The following is a 13,922-nucleotide window of genomic DNA, read 5'->3' on the forward strand; positions in this document are numbered from 1 at the left end:
GAAATACCCGGTTTGCGCCAAAAAACCTCCCCGGAGATTTGGTAAGCGGGTGTAAAAAACAGCAGGGTAAACTTACGCTCAACAAACCCCGCGTGGTAGCGAGTGTTTTTTTATTGTTGAAGTTCGGTTAATGCCGCGCGTGGTTGAATGCGAGCATTCGTCAGACAGAGCAACTCGTGAGCCCGAATAAATCATGACCGATCAACCGCTAACTGTGTTAACCGCACGGCCTGACCGTGGCAGCGACCTGTTTTTTTCCCTTGTTTCCGGCGGTTTTCGGCCCGGCAAGTCCTGGGATAAAGGCATTTTCCGTGCGAAGTTTTTATGGCGATCCTGCTTCCACCCGGTACTGACGCTGAAGTGGCTCGATCGTATCGCCAGCGATCCGCTGATTGCCGGGCTGCTGAAGGTGCAGGATCGCCTGCCGGGTAAAATTCATCGTCCCTATCTTGCCGTACAGTTTTCAGCGGCTGAGCGCTTCAGGGCGATCAATGCGCACTACACCTGGGTTGAACAGCTGCAAAATGCCGACTTGCGCCAGGCGCTGAGTACGCGCGACAGCACCCTCATGTGCAGCTTTAGCGGTAAAGAGGGTGACGCTTACAGCATTACTCTCGGCGGCGGCGTGAAGTTTGACAAGGAAGGAGAAGCCACGCTGTCACTGCTGCGTGAGGGGACTGCGCTGGCCCGCATCACCTTCTCGGTGGTTGACTACGCGCAGCAGAAAACCCTGTTTATCGGTGGCCTTCAGGGGGCAGACAGCCACATTCCCCACGAGCTGATCAGGCAGGCGACGAAATCCTGCTACGGCCTGTTTCCCAAACGTCTGCTGCTGGAGGCGCTGCAGCTGATTTTTACTGCTAACGGCATTACACGCATCCTGGCCGTCAGCGATAAGGGGCATATCCATCAGAGCGCCCGCTACCAGCGTAAGAAGCGAGGCGTTTTTCTGGCCAGCTACAGCGAGTTCTGGCAGTCAATTGGCGCAGAGCCGGAGACGCCCCTGCTCTTTGCCCTGCCGTTACGGCTGGAACGCAAGCCAGAGAGCGAGATCGCCAGTAAAAAGCGCGCCGAATATCGCCGCCGCTATGACCTGCTCGATCGGCTCCAGGCCGGACTGCTCTGCTAAGGCTCTCCACGCCACAATAAACGCGGTTATCGCCCCGTTAAATAACGGACAGCGGGGGCGATAACCGACGTCTCTTTATGCCCGACGTCCCCGCAATATACTCACTTTCTTATCGCCACCCTTCCGCCAATATCCTGCTGGTAGAATTCCAGAACCTGTCTATACTCTTTATCCTGTTGTTCTCAGCGTTTTATTCGCTATTTAAAGGCATTACGGAGGGAATACAATTCCGGAGGGCGTCAGCTTGTCCGGCACCGGGTTGTTATTCTGATTTACAAAAAAGGTAATATTTTGATGTCATCTGACAGATAAATAAAACACAATATGCGCTCTTTTTCTTGATTTCGTCACAACGAAATTAACTTTCTACCAACAAGTCGTTTACCTCAATGCAATCAATTACCGTTTCACGTAAAACGGCATGGCTACGCGTCATTATGTTAGCCATTGCTGCATTCATTTTTAATACTACCGAATTTGCTCCGGTTGGCCTGCTGTCCGATATCGCCACCAGCTTCTCAATGAAGACGGCGCAGGTGGGGCTGATGCTGACTATCTACGCCTGGGTGGTGGCGCTGATGTCGCTGCCAATGATGCTGTTGACCCGGCAAATTGAACGACGCCTGCTGCTAACCTGCATTTTCACGCTGTTCATTGCCAGCCATATTCTCTCTACCTTTGCGTGGAGCTTCAATATTCTGGTGGTATCGCGTATCGGAATCGCCTTCTCACACGCGATATTCTGGTCAATTACTGCCTCTCTGGCGATTCGCGTGGCACCGGCGGGGAAAAAGACGCAGGCGTTAAGCATGCTGGCAACAGGGACAGCGCTGGCTATGGTACTCGGACTGCCGATTGGTCGTCTGATTGGTCAGTATCTTGGCTGGCGTATCACCTTTGGGATCATCGGCATTGTTGCGCTGATCACCCTGCTGTGCCTGATTAAGCTGCTGCCGAAGCTGCCAAGCGAACATACCGGATCGCTTAAGAGCGTGCCGATGCTATTTAAGCGTCCGGCGCTGGTGGCACTCTATTTGCTGATCGCCGTAGTGGTGACCGCGCATTATACGGCCTACAGCTATATTGAGCCGTTTATTCAGGGCGTCGCCTCAATGGGGGATAATTTCACCACCTTCCTGCTGCTGATATTCGGTGCGGCGGGTATCCTGGGCAGCATATTGTTCAGCTCGCTGGGCAATAAATATCCGGCCACGTTCCTGCTGGGCGCCATCTTCCTGGTGTCGGCCTGTATGCTGAGCCTTTATCTGGCCGTGACCCACAGCTTGGCAATCTCCATTCTGTGTATCATCTGGGGTATGTCGATGATGATTATCGGCCTGGCGGTGCAGGTCAGGGTTCTGGCGCTGGCACCGGATGCAACCGATGTGGCCATGTCATTAATGTCCGGGATTTATAACCTCGGCATTGGCGGCGGTGCCCTGCTGGGTAATCAGGTCAGCCTGCATCTGGATATGGTCAATATCGGCTATGTGGGCGGCGGCATTGGCCTGCTGTCCCTGCTGTGGTGCGCGTGGAGCATGAAGCGCTACCCGCAGCTACGCATTAACGGCTAACCCTTTCCTCCTTTGTCCGGCACAGGGTGTTACGCACCACCCTGTGCCGGACAACTCACCGCCTCTGCGGGCATGATTCTCCTCCCGCTTCTTCTCTTAGTTTTTCAGGCGGCTCTGACTTTTATACAGCGCCCAGCCGCTGATTAACGCCAGCAGCATCAGGTAATAGCTCGGGGCCAGCCGCGTGCCGGTGGCGGTAATCAACAGCGTGCAAATCAGCGGGGCAAATCCACCAAAAACGGTGACCGCCACGTTATAGCTGATGGCCATACCGCTTGCGCGAGTACCGACCGGGAACAGGTCGGCCATCATTGAGGGCACGGTAGAGAAATAGACCGATTTCAGCAGCGCCATCCAACCCACCAGCAACAGCAGCGTCGCGGGCGTAGTATGGCTAACGACCAGCAAAAATCCCGGATAGATTGTCAGAATGAGCAGCAGCAGCGCGCTCCACATTAGCCGTCTGCGCCCGACTTTCTCAGCCCACAGCCCCATCAGGGGGGTGACCACCGTCAGGATCACGCCCGCCATCAGGGTCGCGCTGAACGCCGCTGAACCGGGAAGATGCAGCGTTTTTGTCGCATAGGTAGGCACATAGTTAAGCATATAGTTAATGGCGGTGGAGATGACCATCAACCCTATGGCCAGCAGCAGCAGGCTTTTCTGCTGACCCGCGAGCGTGCGCAGCGGCGAGGCGGCTTTATCCTGTTTGATAAAGCTGTCAGGCTCATGCAAATGTCGACGGATATAGAGCCCCACCGGGCCGATAAGCAGGCCAAAGGCAAACGGGATACGCCATCCCCAGGCCTGAATCTGCGGTTCGCTCAGCCAGTGCGTAAGTCCCAGCCCGAACGCGGAGGCCAGCAGCGTACTGGCACCCTGGGTAGCAAACTGCCAGCTGGCAATAAATGCCCGCCGGTGTGGGAAATGCTCCACCAGAAAAGCCGTTGAGCTGCCAAACTCGCCTCCGGCGGAAAACCCCTGAATCAGCCGCGCAATCAGGATCAGGATCGGCGCCGTCAGCCCGATTGTGGCGTACGACGGCATCACTACGATGATTATTCCGCCGAGCATCATCAGCGAAATCGACATCATCAGCGCCTTTTTGCGCCCCACCCGGTCAGCCCATGTTCCCAGTACAATGGCCCCCAACGGGCGGATCAGAAAGGAGACGCCAAAGCTGCCGAAGGTGAGCAGCAGGGAGACCGAGGGATCCTCCGTCGGGAAGAAAGCCTGAGCGATATAGCTGGCGAAAAATCCGTAAACGGCAATATCAAACCATTCCAGCGCATTGCCGACGCAGGTCGCGAACAGCGTTTTGTACAGGCTGGGAGGCGCAGTAATGGCTTCCTGCGATTGCGTTAGCGTGCTCATGCTGCACCGCCCGTCTGCTGACGAAAGCGCCGGTGCTGTTCGATAAGCGCATCGCCCTGCTCGCCCAGTTCCCAGAATAGCCGGGTCATAATCTGCAACCCTTCGCGGGCGATAGATTTCAGCATATGCTCATCGACCGCATGCTGGCCGCAGGCTGGATAGGAGTGCGGCACCCATAGCGTGGGCAGATCCAGGATATGGGCAAACACATCGTTAGGCAGTGACCCACCAAGATTTGGCAGCAGGACGGGCTTTTTGCCGCTGGCGTTGCGCATGACGTTCAGCGCCCAGCTTACCAGCGGATCCTTCGGATTAAGGCGCGTGGCGGGCGACCCTCTGAGCACCCCGACGTCAACCTGCTGGAACCCCTGTGCATCCAGATGCGTACGCAGATGATGAGCAATATTTTCCCAGTCGGTGCCGACCACAAAACGCAGCTGGCAGACCGCTGTCGCACTCCCCGGTATGGCGTTCATGGGCTGCGCCGGATTGCCGGCAATCAGCGAGAGCACCTCAAACGTATTCCAGCCATAGAGGCGCTCAACCGGCGTCAGGCCGGGTTCGCCCCACTGCACATCAATGTGCGGTCCGTACTCGCTCTCGTACAGATCGATTTCGCTCAGTATGGCCCGCACGTCCGCGCTAATGGCCGGCGGCTTCAGTGCGCTGACCAGCAGTTGTCCGTGCGGGCTGACCAGTGAGGCCAGCGCGTTAGCCAGCTGGACACCGGGATTGCTTAACAGCCCGCCCCAGTTGCCGGAGTGATAATCACGTTCGCGCGCATCAATGCTTAGCCGTACGTTAACCGCTCCACGCGAGCCGAGAAACAGCGTTGGCTGATGCGCATCTGCGCGCGGGCCGTCAGAGGCAAGAAAGATATCGGCGCTAAGCAGCGCCCGCTGTTCGCGACAGAGCTGGGCCAGCCCCGGGGAGGAGATCTCCTCACCCATCTCAAACAGGAACTTGCAGTTGAAGTTGAACCGGTTACCACGCGCGATGAAAATCTGCTCCAGCGCCGCGATATTGACCGAGTGTTGTCCTTTGTTGTCGGCGCTGCCGCGCCCGTACCAGCGATCGCCCTCTTCCGTCAGCTGCCAGGGAGAAAGTCCTTCACGCCAGTTTTCGTCATCGCCAAAAACCACGTCGCCGTGACCATAACAAAGCACCGTTGGCAGCGCGGGATCCTCAATCCGCGTCGCCAGCAGAAAGGGAGGCGCATCCGCCTGCGGATTATCCAGGGCGCGCAGAGTAAAGCCCATTGCACGCATCGCCGGTGCGATCTCCTCATCCAGATAGCGCGCTAATGCCTCGCGGCTTCCCTTCTGCTGGCTCTCCGAACGGATAGCCACCCGACGGGCCAGAACCCGCTTAAACTCCCCGCTGTCAAAATATGCTGTTGCCAGCGCTACCGCCTGTTCACCTGTCATTCGATCGTCCGTTGTGTGTTTATCAGTTATTTTGTTATGCGTTCCATCTAAGCTAAAATCCCGCTTTGCCACAATTATCAAAATATCAAATAAGCCTTGCTCTAAAAGCAAAGGTTAATTGCACAGTGAACAGGCATGCACCTGAATGAGGCACGACCATGCAGAGCACTGAAATTCGTTATTTTCTGGCGGTCGCCAGCTGTGGTTCGCTCAGTGCCGCCAGCCAGCAGCTGTTTGTTGCGGTTTCGGCTATCAGCCGACAGATCCAGCGGCTGGAAGCCGATATCGGCACGCCGCTTTTTGACAGGCATGCCAGAGGCATGGTGTTGAACGATGCGGGGAAAATCTTTGAAAACCACGTCCGGCGAAGCCTGCTGGATATGGAACATGCACTGGCGGAAATAAAGGGGTTAAAAGCGGTACGCCGCACCGCGCTGCGGCTGGCCTGTACCGAGGGGATGGCATGGGATCTGCTGCCGACGCTCTGCTCACGCTTTCGCCAGCAGAATCCGGCGGTCAGCTTTACCCTCACGGTTGGATCGGCTGGTCAGGTGGCTGAGACGCTCCGTCAGGGGGAATGTGACATCGCTTTTCAGTTCAGCCTGCATCCCGAAAAAGGGGTGGATGTGGTGGCCTCTTATCCTGCGCCGGTGCTGATGGTGATGCAGGCATCTCACCCTCTCGCCGGGCGTCCTTTCCGACTGACGGACCTCTCTGCCTTTCCCGTCGCCCTGCCGGATCGGGGTTCAACGGTGCGGCAGCTGTTCGACCTCAGCTGCCAGATGAGCGGAACCTTTATTGAACCGGTCATGGTGTGCGGTAACTTTGGTACGCTGTACAGCTTTATGCAGCAAAACCCGCTGGCGGTGACCATTTGCAGCCCCTTCACCGTGCTCTTTCAGGCGCGTAAACAGGGCCTGATCCTGCGCTCGCTGGGTATCGATCAGCTTACCCAGCGTACCCTACAGGTTCAGACGGTGGTGGGCCGCCAGCGGTCGGCGGCGCTTCAGCTGTTTCTGGCTTTCGTCAGCCAGCAGCTACTGGAGGAGAGCCAGAGTCTGCGTCGCGAGTACGGTTACTGACTCCCCCTTAGCGTTATTTGATATCGACACCATAGAAGATATGCTTACCGAAAGGGTCAATCTGATAGCCGCTGACCTCTTTGCGCACCGGCTCAAAGATTGTCGAATGAGCAATCATTACCGCAGGGGCCTGATCGTGCATAATCTGCTGGGCCTGACGGTACAGCGCGATGCGTTTGTTATGATCGGGCTCCACGCGGGCTTCGCTAATGAGCGTATCGAAAGGCTTATAGCACCACTTTGAAGAGTTAGAGCCGCCGTTGGCCGACGTACAGCTGAACAGCGGGCCAAAGAAGTTATCGGGATCGCCCGTCGCCGTCGTCCAGCCCATCAGCGCGGCCTGATGCTCGCCATCCTTCACCCGTTTAAGGTACTCACCCCATTCAAAGCTGACGATATTGGCTTTGATGCCAATTTTCGCCCAGTCTGCCTGAATCATCTCCGCCATCCGGCGGGCATTAGGATTATAAGGTCGCTGAACGGGCATCGCCCACAGATCAATCGCCGTGCCGGGCGCGATGCCAGCCTCTTTCAGCAGCGCTTTGGCCTTTTCGGGATCGTAATCATAATCCTTAAGGTCCTGGTCAGCACTCCAGACGCCGGGTGGCAGCAGGTTTTTCGCTACGGTGCCGCTTCCCTGAAACACCGCGTGAATAATCGCCGTTTTATCTATCGCCATCGTTAACGCCTGACGCACCTTCACATTGTCCAGCGGCGGTTTACGGGTGTTAAAGGCCAGGAACCCGGTGTTCAGCCCGGCCTTCTGCATCAGGGTAATATCTTTGTTTTCGCCGATGCGTTTCAGATCTGCCGGATTAGGAAACGGCATCACCTGGCATTCATTTTTTTCCAGTCGTGCGAAGCGTACCGACGCATCCGGCGTAATGGAGAAGATCAGCCGATCCAGTTTTGCTCTGCCCTGCCAGTAGTCAGGAAACGCCCGGAAAAGAATGCGTGAGTCCTTCTGATACTGCACCAGCTCAAAAGGTCCGGTGCCGATCGGATCGCTATCCACCTTCTCCGGCGTGCCGGCCTTTAACATCGCATCGGCGTATTCTGCCGAGAGCATCGAGGCAAAGTACCACGCCAGATCGGCAAGAAAGGGGGATTCAGCATGTGCCAGCGTAAAGCGCACGGTGTTATCGTCTACTTTCTCAATACTTTGGATCAGCGAACCCAATTCCAGGCTTTCAAAGTTGGAATAGACGCCGTTTGAGACGTTATGGTAGGGGTTTTGCGGATCTTTCTGTCGCATAAACGAGAAGATCACATCGTCGGCGTTAAAGTCGCGTGAGGGCCTGAACGCTTTGTTGCTCTGAAACTTCACCCCTTTGCGCAGGTGAAAGGTGTAGATCCTGCCATCCGGGCTGATGTCCCAGCGCTCCGCCAGGCTGGGGATAAGCTCGGTAGTGCCCGGCTTAAAATCGACCAGTCGGTTGTAAATGGGCACCGCGCTGGCATCCACGCTGGTGCCGGAGGTGTAGAGCTGGGGGTTGAAGTTTTCGGGTGACCCTTCTGAACAATAGACCAGCGTTTTCGCCGCAGCGCCTGAGGCAGCGGCCAGTGCCAGCGCAGCAACGGCCGCTCTCAATACCGACTTTTTCATTTATACCCTCTCGTTATGATTTTTTGTCCCTGACGCAACAACAATCCACTGACTGACTGAGTTAATTACTGATAAAGCGGCAGCAGGCTGGCTTTGTTCAAAAGCCAGGCCGCGAGATTTACTGTACCAAAAGCGATGACGGTAACGATGATTATTTTTTCCCACCGGCTGTGCGCCACGCCCGGCGCGAATTTCTGCCGGGCCTTGATCGCCAGGAATGCGGGGATAAAAACAGCCCAGACGGTCGCCAGCAGGCCCGCATAGCCAATGGCGGCAAGGAAACCGTCGGGGAACCACAGCGAAGCCAGCAGCGGGGGTAAAAAGGTTAGCGCGCAGACCTTCAGCCGTTGCAGAAACGAGCGCCCCAGTTTTAACCGGTCGGCGATGAAATCAAACAGCCCGGAGGTGACGCCGAGGAAAGAGCAGAGAACGGCAAAGTGAGAAAAAACATTCATCAGCAGCTGAAGCCCACCCGCCGGAAGGTGGTTGTGCAGCGCCTCCAGCAGGGCCTCAATATCTCCCCCCTGGGCGATAATCGCCGGAAATTCAGCGCGGGGCAAATTTCCCATCGTCGCGGTCAGCCAGAACAGGTAGATAACCAGCGCCAGCGATGTGCCAAAAATAAGGGCTTTCCCTACCTGCCTGCGATCGCCTGCGTAGTACTGATTAAGTCCCGCAATATTGCCGTGGTAGCCAAACGACGCGAGGCAGAACGGCACCACGGCTAAAACGTAGGGCCAGTAAGCGGCAGAGGCCCCTTCGCTGTTAAGGAGTACCGGCAGTTTCACCTGCATCAGTAAGCCGCCGAAGAGGATCACCAGCAGTACGATTTTGGCTAACAGACAGAAGGTCATCAGGCGGCTGACCTCTTTCGTTCCCAGACAGACCACCGCCCCCACGCAGCAGGTCAGCAGTATCTTCGCCTCGCCCTGGGTGACCGACAGGCCCGCCAGGTTTAACGAGTGCTGATAGACCGGACCGCTGGCTGATATATAGGCATAGGTGAGGATACCGAGCACAAACAGAATGCTGATCGCGTTAATCGCTGCCCATCGTCGGCCCAACAGGTCGTGGGTAAGCGTGTTGTAGCCTTCACCGGGCTTGTAATAGCGGGCAGCCTTCAGAAACAGCAGACCTGAAAAGAGCATGCTTGCCCAGCTGCCCAGCAGGACTAAAACCGACCAGCCAAACCATGCCCCGGCCATCACTACCGGCAGGGTAAACATGCCCGCCCCCACTACCGTGCCGCAGATAATCATGGCACCCCACCATACTGAGGGGCGATGCGAGGAAATGGCCGAATCTGTCATATAGAAACCTTAGTGAAATTAACTCTTTGTCACCTGGGACGCAGGCAGGCGTATCCTGCCACAAAAAGGCTTTGGGGATAAGGTTTGATTCTCCAGGGTATGACTGATGACGTATCGCGTTTGGCAGGGAATGACAGATTGTGAGTGCGCAAGCACAAGGGATGAAAGGCGTGTAGACAAGATCAAGTGGTGAATAATGTGAAGGGAGTTAACCCCGCCGGGACGGGCGGGGAAATGAACCTAACGGGCAGTTAGTTCAGCTTATAATCCAGCGTGATTTCAGCGCTAATCAGCTGAGACACCGGACAGCCCTGCTTGGCCTGATTGATGATTTTATCAAACGTTTCGCTGTCGATACCCGGCAGTTTAACCTGGCTTTCCAGCGCAATTTTGGTAATTTTGAAGCCGTCACCGACTTTATCCAGTGAGACATTCGCCACGGTATCAATGCTTTCAGGCACATAACCTTCGTTGCCCAGCATCAGTGAAAGCGCCATGGAAAAACAGGCCGAATGAGCGGCACCAATCAGTTCTTCAGGGTTAGTACCGGGTTTGCCTTCAAAGCGAGTATTGAAACCATAAGGCTGCTCTTTCAGCGCACCGCTTTCGGTGGTGATGGTGCCTTTGCCTTTTTTAATATCGCCTTCCCAGTGTGCCTGCCCTTTCTTATGAATGGTCATGATTATCCTCCTGTGTGTTTATCAATGGGATTCAGTATAGTAGCTTCTCAGCACTTCGCTCGGGCCGGGCTTGCAAATGGCCGTTCTTTGACCATTAATTAGAGGGTTGCTACTCAATCCCACTCTTCTGTAAGGAATCAAAGTATGTTTACGCAAGGCGATATCGTTCAGTCTAAAACCGGCGGCCCTAAGATGGTTGTTTTGCAGGCAGGGGATATCACCCTGACCTGCGCACGCGTTGATGATGCCGACAGAAAAGCCATTGAGGTGGCCGCCGATTCGGTTAATCCGTATCACGAAGAGGGCGACTTCGGCGTGTGCTGAATTCACCTTCCCCCGTTTTCACTTTCCATTAATCCATAAGGGAGTGCCAAATGCCGCAGCGCCTGGCTGAACAGCTTACCACCCGTTTTTATCGCTACCTTGCCGTCACCAGCCAGAGCAATGCCGCGGCGACGACGCTGCCGAGCACGCCCGGGCAGCATGATATGGCCCAGCTGCTGGCCAGCGAGCTGCGAACGATGGGCCTGCGGGACGTTGTTATCGACGAATTCGCCACGGTCACCGCCGTCAAGCCCGGCAACTGCCCGTCTGCGCCGCGCATCGGCTTTATCACCCATATTGATACGGTTGACGTCGGCCTCTCGCCTCATATTCATCCGCAGACGCTGCGCTATGAGGGTAAGGATCTCTGCCTGAACGCCGGGCAGGATATCTGGCTGCGCCGGGAGGAACACCCGGAGATCGAGGCTTATCAGGGACAGGAGATTATTTTCAGCGACGGCACCAGCGTGCTGGGCGCGGACAATAAAGCGGCGGTCACCGTGGTGATGACGCTGATGGAAAATCTGCAGGATGCGCCGCACGGTGATATCGTCGTCGCCTTCGTGCCGGATGAAGAGATTGGCCTGCGCGGCGCTAAGGCGCTGGATCTGGAGCGCCGCTTTAAGGTTGACTTCGCCTGGACCATTGACTGCTGCGAGCTGGGCGAAGTGGTCTATGAGAACTTCAACGCCGCATCGGCTGAACTCCTGTTTACCGGGGTGACGGCACATCCCATGTCCGGTAAAGGGGTGCTGGTTAACCCTCTGCTGATGGCCCTGGACTATATCGGTCATTTTGATCGCCACGAAACACCAGAGCATACCGAGGGGCGCGAGGGTTACGTGTGGTTCAACGAGATGACCGCCAACGCCAGTGAGGCACGGGTGAAAGCGTCGATTCGTGACTTCGACCTTTGTGCCTTTGAGCAGCGCAAGCAGACGATGGCCGACATCGCAGCACAGATTGCCGCACAGTATCCCACGGGCGAGGTCAGCCTGCACATCAGCGATACCTACAGCAATATCAGCAACGCGATCGGGGAAGATCGACGGGCGATCGATCTGCTGCTGACGGCGCTGGAACAGCTGGATATTGTCCCTAAAATCACCCCGATGCGCGGCGGCACCGATGGGGCCGCGTTATCCGCCAAAGGCCTGCTGACCCCTAATTTCTTCACCGGCGCGCATAACTTCCACTCAAAGTTTGAGTTTTTGCCGGTGCCCTCCTTCGTCAAATCATACCTGGTCGCGGAGAAGCTCTGCCTGCTGGCTGCTCAGGATAGCCGTTGATGCTCGGCCATCCCTGTGGAAACCCCGGCTTAACCCCGTCAAACCGGGTTATTTCACCGCAACATCAATGCCGGGGAAGAACTTCGCCGCCAGACGGGTAACGGTACCCTCAGCCTGCACCTTGGCGATGGCCGCATCCAGCTGCTGTTTCAGCCTGACGTCGTCTTTGCGCAGGCCAAATCCTATGCCGACACCCAGTATCTGCGAGTCTTCCACCGGTTTACCCGCAAAGCCATAGGCCTGGCCCTGAGGCTTATCAAGAAAGCCGGACTGACCCGCGGCTGACATCACCAGCGTGCCGTCCAGGCGGCCCGCGAGCAGGTCGTTATAGACCTGATTCTGATCCTGATAAGCGGTTATGGTTACCCCCTGCGATTCCCAGTGTTTCCTGGCAAAGGTTTCCTGTACGGAACCCTGCAATACGCCGATCGTTTTGCCCTTTAACGCCGCAACGTCAGGCGCAAGCCCTGCCCCTTTGCGGCTGATCAGCTGACTGGGAATACGATAGATTGGGCGGGTAAAACCAATGCTTTTTAACCGCGCCTCGGTGATATTCATCGCCGAGTTGATCGCATCAAACTTCCTGGCCGCCAGCGCCGGGATCAGCGCATCAAAGCTGCTTTCCACCCAGCTACAGGAAAAATTCCCCGCCTGGCAGACCGCTTTTCCCAGTTCAATATCAAATCCCTGTAATTCGCCCGCCGCGTTGCGACTCTCGAACGGGGGATATTCCGACTCCAGCCCAAACCGCAGCGTATCCGCTGCGGCAGACATCGAGGTGATCAGGCCCGCAACCACAAACAGTGCATTCAGCTTCTTCATCAACTTCAACTTCCCCTGATAATTATTAGCGCGGCTTTACCTGGCACAGCGCCTGGGCGCCCGCGCGCAGTGTGGCTTCATCTTTAGCGAACGAGAGACGGATTAATTTATTGTCGGTGCCGTCGGTATAAAAGGCCGAGAGTGGGATGGTCGCCACGCCGTATTCGACAATCAGCTTTTTGACCATTTCACTGTCCGGCAGGTCACTGAATTCTGCATAGCTTGCCAGCATAAAAAAGGATCCCGCCGACGGCAGCAGGCGGAAAGGTGACGCCTTCAGCAGCGAAGCCAGCAGATCGCGCTTATGCTGGTAAAACGCCCCCAGCCCCAGATAGTTATCAGGATGACGAAGGTATTCTGAAAAAGCCACCTGCATGGGTGTGTCCGCGGCGTACATCATAAACTGATGCACCCTGACCAGCTCGGTCATCAGTTCGGCGGGTGCCAGGCAGTAGCCCACGCGCCAGCCGGTGACGTGAAAGGTTTTCCCAAACGATGAGACGATAACGCTGCGCTGCGCCAGTTCGGCATGGGTTGCCATGCCCTGATGCTGACGCCCGTCGAAGAGGATATGTTCATATACCTCGTCGGAAAGCACCACGATGTCGGTATGGCGCAGAAGCCGCGCCAGCTGGTCGAGATCCTCAGGGCTGAGCACCTGGGCGCTGGGATTGTGCGGCGTATTGATAATAATCATTCGGGTCCGCGGCGTGATAGCTGCCTGCACCTCATCCCAGTTGATCGTAAAATCAGGCAGATGCAGCTTCAGCCCAATCGGCGTAGCCCCCTGCAGCCGCACCACCGGGGCGTAGCTGTCGAAGGCCGGCTCGAAAAAAATCACTTCGTCTCCGGCGTGGACAAGTCCGCCGATCGCGGCGTAAAGCCCCTGACTGGCGCTGGCGGTAATCAGCACTTCGCTGTCGGTATCGTACTGCTGCCCATAGAGGGTCTTAACCTTGTCGGCCAGCGCCTCCTTTAGCGACAGCAGCCCGGTCATCGGCGCGTACTGATTATGTCCCTGCTCCATCGCGCGGGTAACACTCTCAATCAGTGCGCGATCGCAGGGAAAATCCGGCGCGCCCTGCGAGAGATTTATCGCCTTATGCTGCGCCGAAAGCTGGCCTATCACCGAGAAGATGGTCGTACCGACGTCCGGCAGTTTCGATCGCTGAGGTACGGCTGAGAGGATAGTCATTAACGCTCCGGTCACTGAGAAAAACGCGATGCTTTATTCAACGTGAGGACTCTTGAGCCGACAAGCGAATTGTTGTCATAATAGCTATGACTTTTCGACATTGCTCAGAG

General features: G+C 56.2%; 12 protein-coding genes. 5 read left to right on the plus strand and 7 right to left on the minus strand.

The genetic code is table 11. The features are described from left to right. Window positions 1-193: 193 nt before the first annotated feature. Window positions 194-1,129, plus strand: coding sequence for a VirK/YbjX family protein (locus AAGR22_RS11255; RefSeq protein WP_345827541.1), 936 nt, complete (start codon window positions 194-196; stop codon window positions 1,127-1,129). Between the two features lie 389 nt (window positions 1,130-1,518). Beyond that, entirely contained in the window at window positions 1,519-2,703 is a 1,185-nt protein-coding gene (locus AAGR22_RS11260) for a sugar transporter (protein WP_345827543.1), read from the plus strand. A gap of 96 nt (window positions 2,704-2,799) precedes the next feature. Here AAGR22_RS11260 and AAGR22_RS11265 read toward each other — a convergent pair whose 3' ends face one another. Both AAGR22_RS11265 and AAGR22_RS11270 read right to left on the minus strand, forming a co-directional pair. Next, window positions 2,800-4,077: an MFS transporter gene (locus AAGR22_RS11265; protein ID WP_345827544.1), complete on the minus strand. Its 1,278-nt coding sequence runs from the start codon at window positions 4,075-4,077 to the stop codon at window positions 2,800-2,802. Continuing rightward, a complete protein-coding gene (locus AAGR22_RS11270; protein WP_345827546.1) occupies window positions 4,074-5,504 on the minus strand; it encodes a M20 family metallopeptidase in 1,431 nt (476 codons plus the stop codon). The genes AAGR22_RS11265 and AAGR22_RS11270 overlap by 4 nt, the downstream gene beginning before the upstream one ends. A gap of 158 nt (window positions 5,505-5,662) precedes the next feature. On the opposite strand from AAGR22_RS11270, the gene AAGR22_RS11275 reads away from it, so the two are divergent. Beyond that, complete coding sequence (locus AAGR22_RS11275; protein ID WP_067701781.1) at window positions 5,663-6,586, plus strand: LysR family transcriptional regulator; 924 nt, start codon at window positions 5,663-5,665, stop codon at window positions 6,584-6,586. A 13-nt stretch (window positions 6,587-6,599) separates the two neighbouring features. On the opposite strand, the gene AAGR22_RS11280 is transcribed toward AAGR22_RS11275, so the two are convergent. From AAGR22_RS11280 to AAGR22_RS11290, 3 genes are all read right to left on the minus strand, one after another. Further along, the gene (locus tag AAGR22_RS11280) at window positions 6,600-8,192 is read right to left on the minus strand and encodes an ABC transporter substrate-binding protein (RefSeq protein WP_067701778.1); all 1,593 of its coding nucleotides are present in this window, start codon (window positions 8,190-8,192) and stop codon (window positions 6,600-6,602) included. Window positions 8,193-8,257: 65 nt separating this feature from the next. Next, on the minus strand, window positions 8,258-9,502 hold the full coding sequence (locus AAGR22_RS11285; protein ID WP_067701775.1) for an aromatic amino acid transporter: 1,245 nt from the start codon (window positions 9,500-9,502) through the stop codon (window positions 8,258-8,260). 251 nt (window positions 9,503-9,753) lie between these two features. Continuing rightward, entirely contained in the window at window positions 9,754-10,182 is a 429-nt protein-coding gene (locus AAGR22_RS11290) for an OsmC family protein (RefSeq protein ID WP_345827548.1), read from the minus strand. Window positions 10,183-10,326: 144 nt separating this feature from the next. Here AAGR22_RS11290 and AAGR22_RS11295 point away from each other — a divergent pair, with 144 nt between their 5' ends. Continuing rightward, complete coding sequence (locus AAGR22_RS11295; protein ID WP_345827549.1) at window positions 10,327-10,506, plus strand: DUF2158 domain-containing protein; 180 nt, start codon at window positions 10,327-10,329, stop codon at window positions 10,504-10,506. A gap of 50 nt (window positions 10,507-10,556) precedes the next feature. Beyond that, on the plus strand, window positions 10,557-11,795 hold the full coding sequence (pepT, locus tag AAGR22_RS11300) for a peptidase T (protein WP_345827551.1): 1,239 nt from the start codon (window positions 10,557-10,559) through the stop codon (window positions 11,793-11,795). 48 nt (window positions 11,796-11,843) lie between these two features. On the opposite strand, the gene AAGR22_RS11305 is transcribed toward pepT, so the two are convergent. Then, the gene (locus AAGR22_RS11305; RefSeq protein WP_345827552.1) at window positions 11,844-12,617 is read right to left on the minus strand and encodes a transporter substrate-binding domain-containing protein; all 774 of its coding nucleotides are present in this window, start codon (window positions 12,615-12,617) and stop codon (window positions 11,844-11,846) included. A gap of 25 nt (window positions 12,618-12,642) precedes the next feature. Continuing rightward, entirely contained in the window at window positions 12,643-13,812 is a 1,170-nt protein-coding gene (locus AAGR22_RS11310) for a methionine aminotransferase (RefSeq protein WP_345827554.1), read from the minus strand. Window positions 13,813-13,922 lie beyond the last annotated feature (110 nt).

This window comes from Erwinia sp. HDF1-3R (genome assembly GCF_039621855.1).
Classification (GTDB): Bacteria; Pseudomonadota; Gammaproteobacteria; order Enterobacterales; family Enterobacteriaceae; genus Erwinia.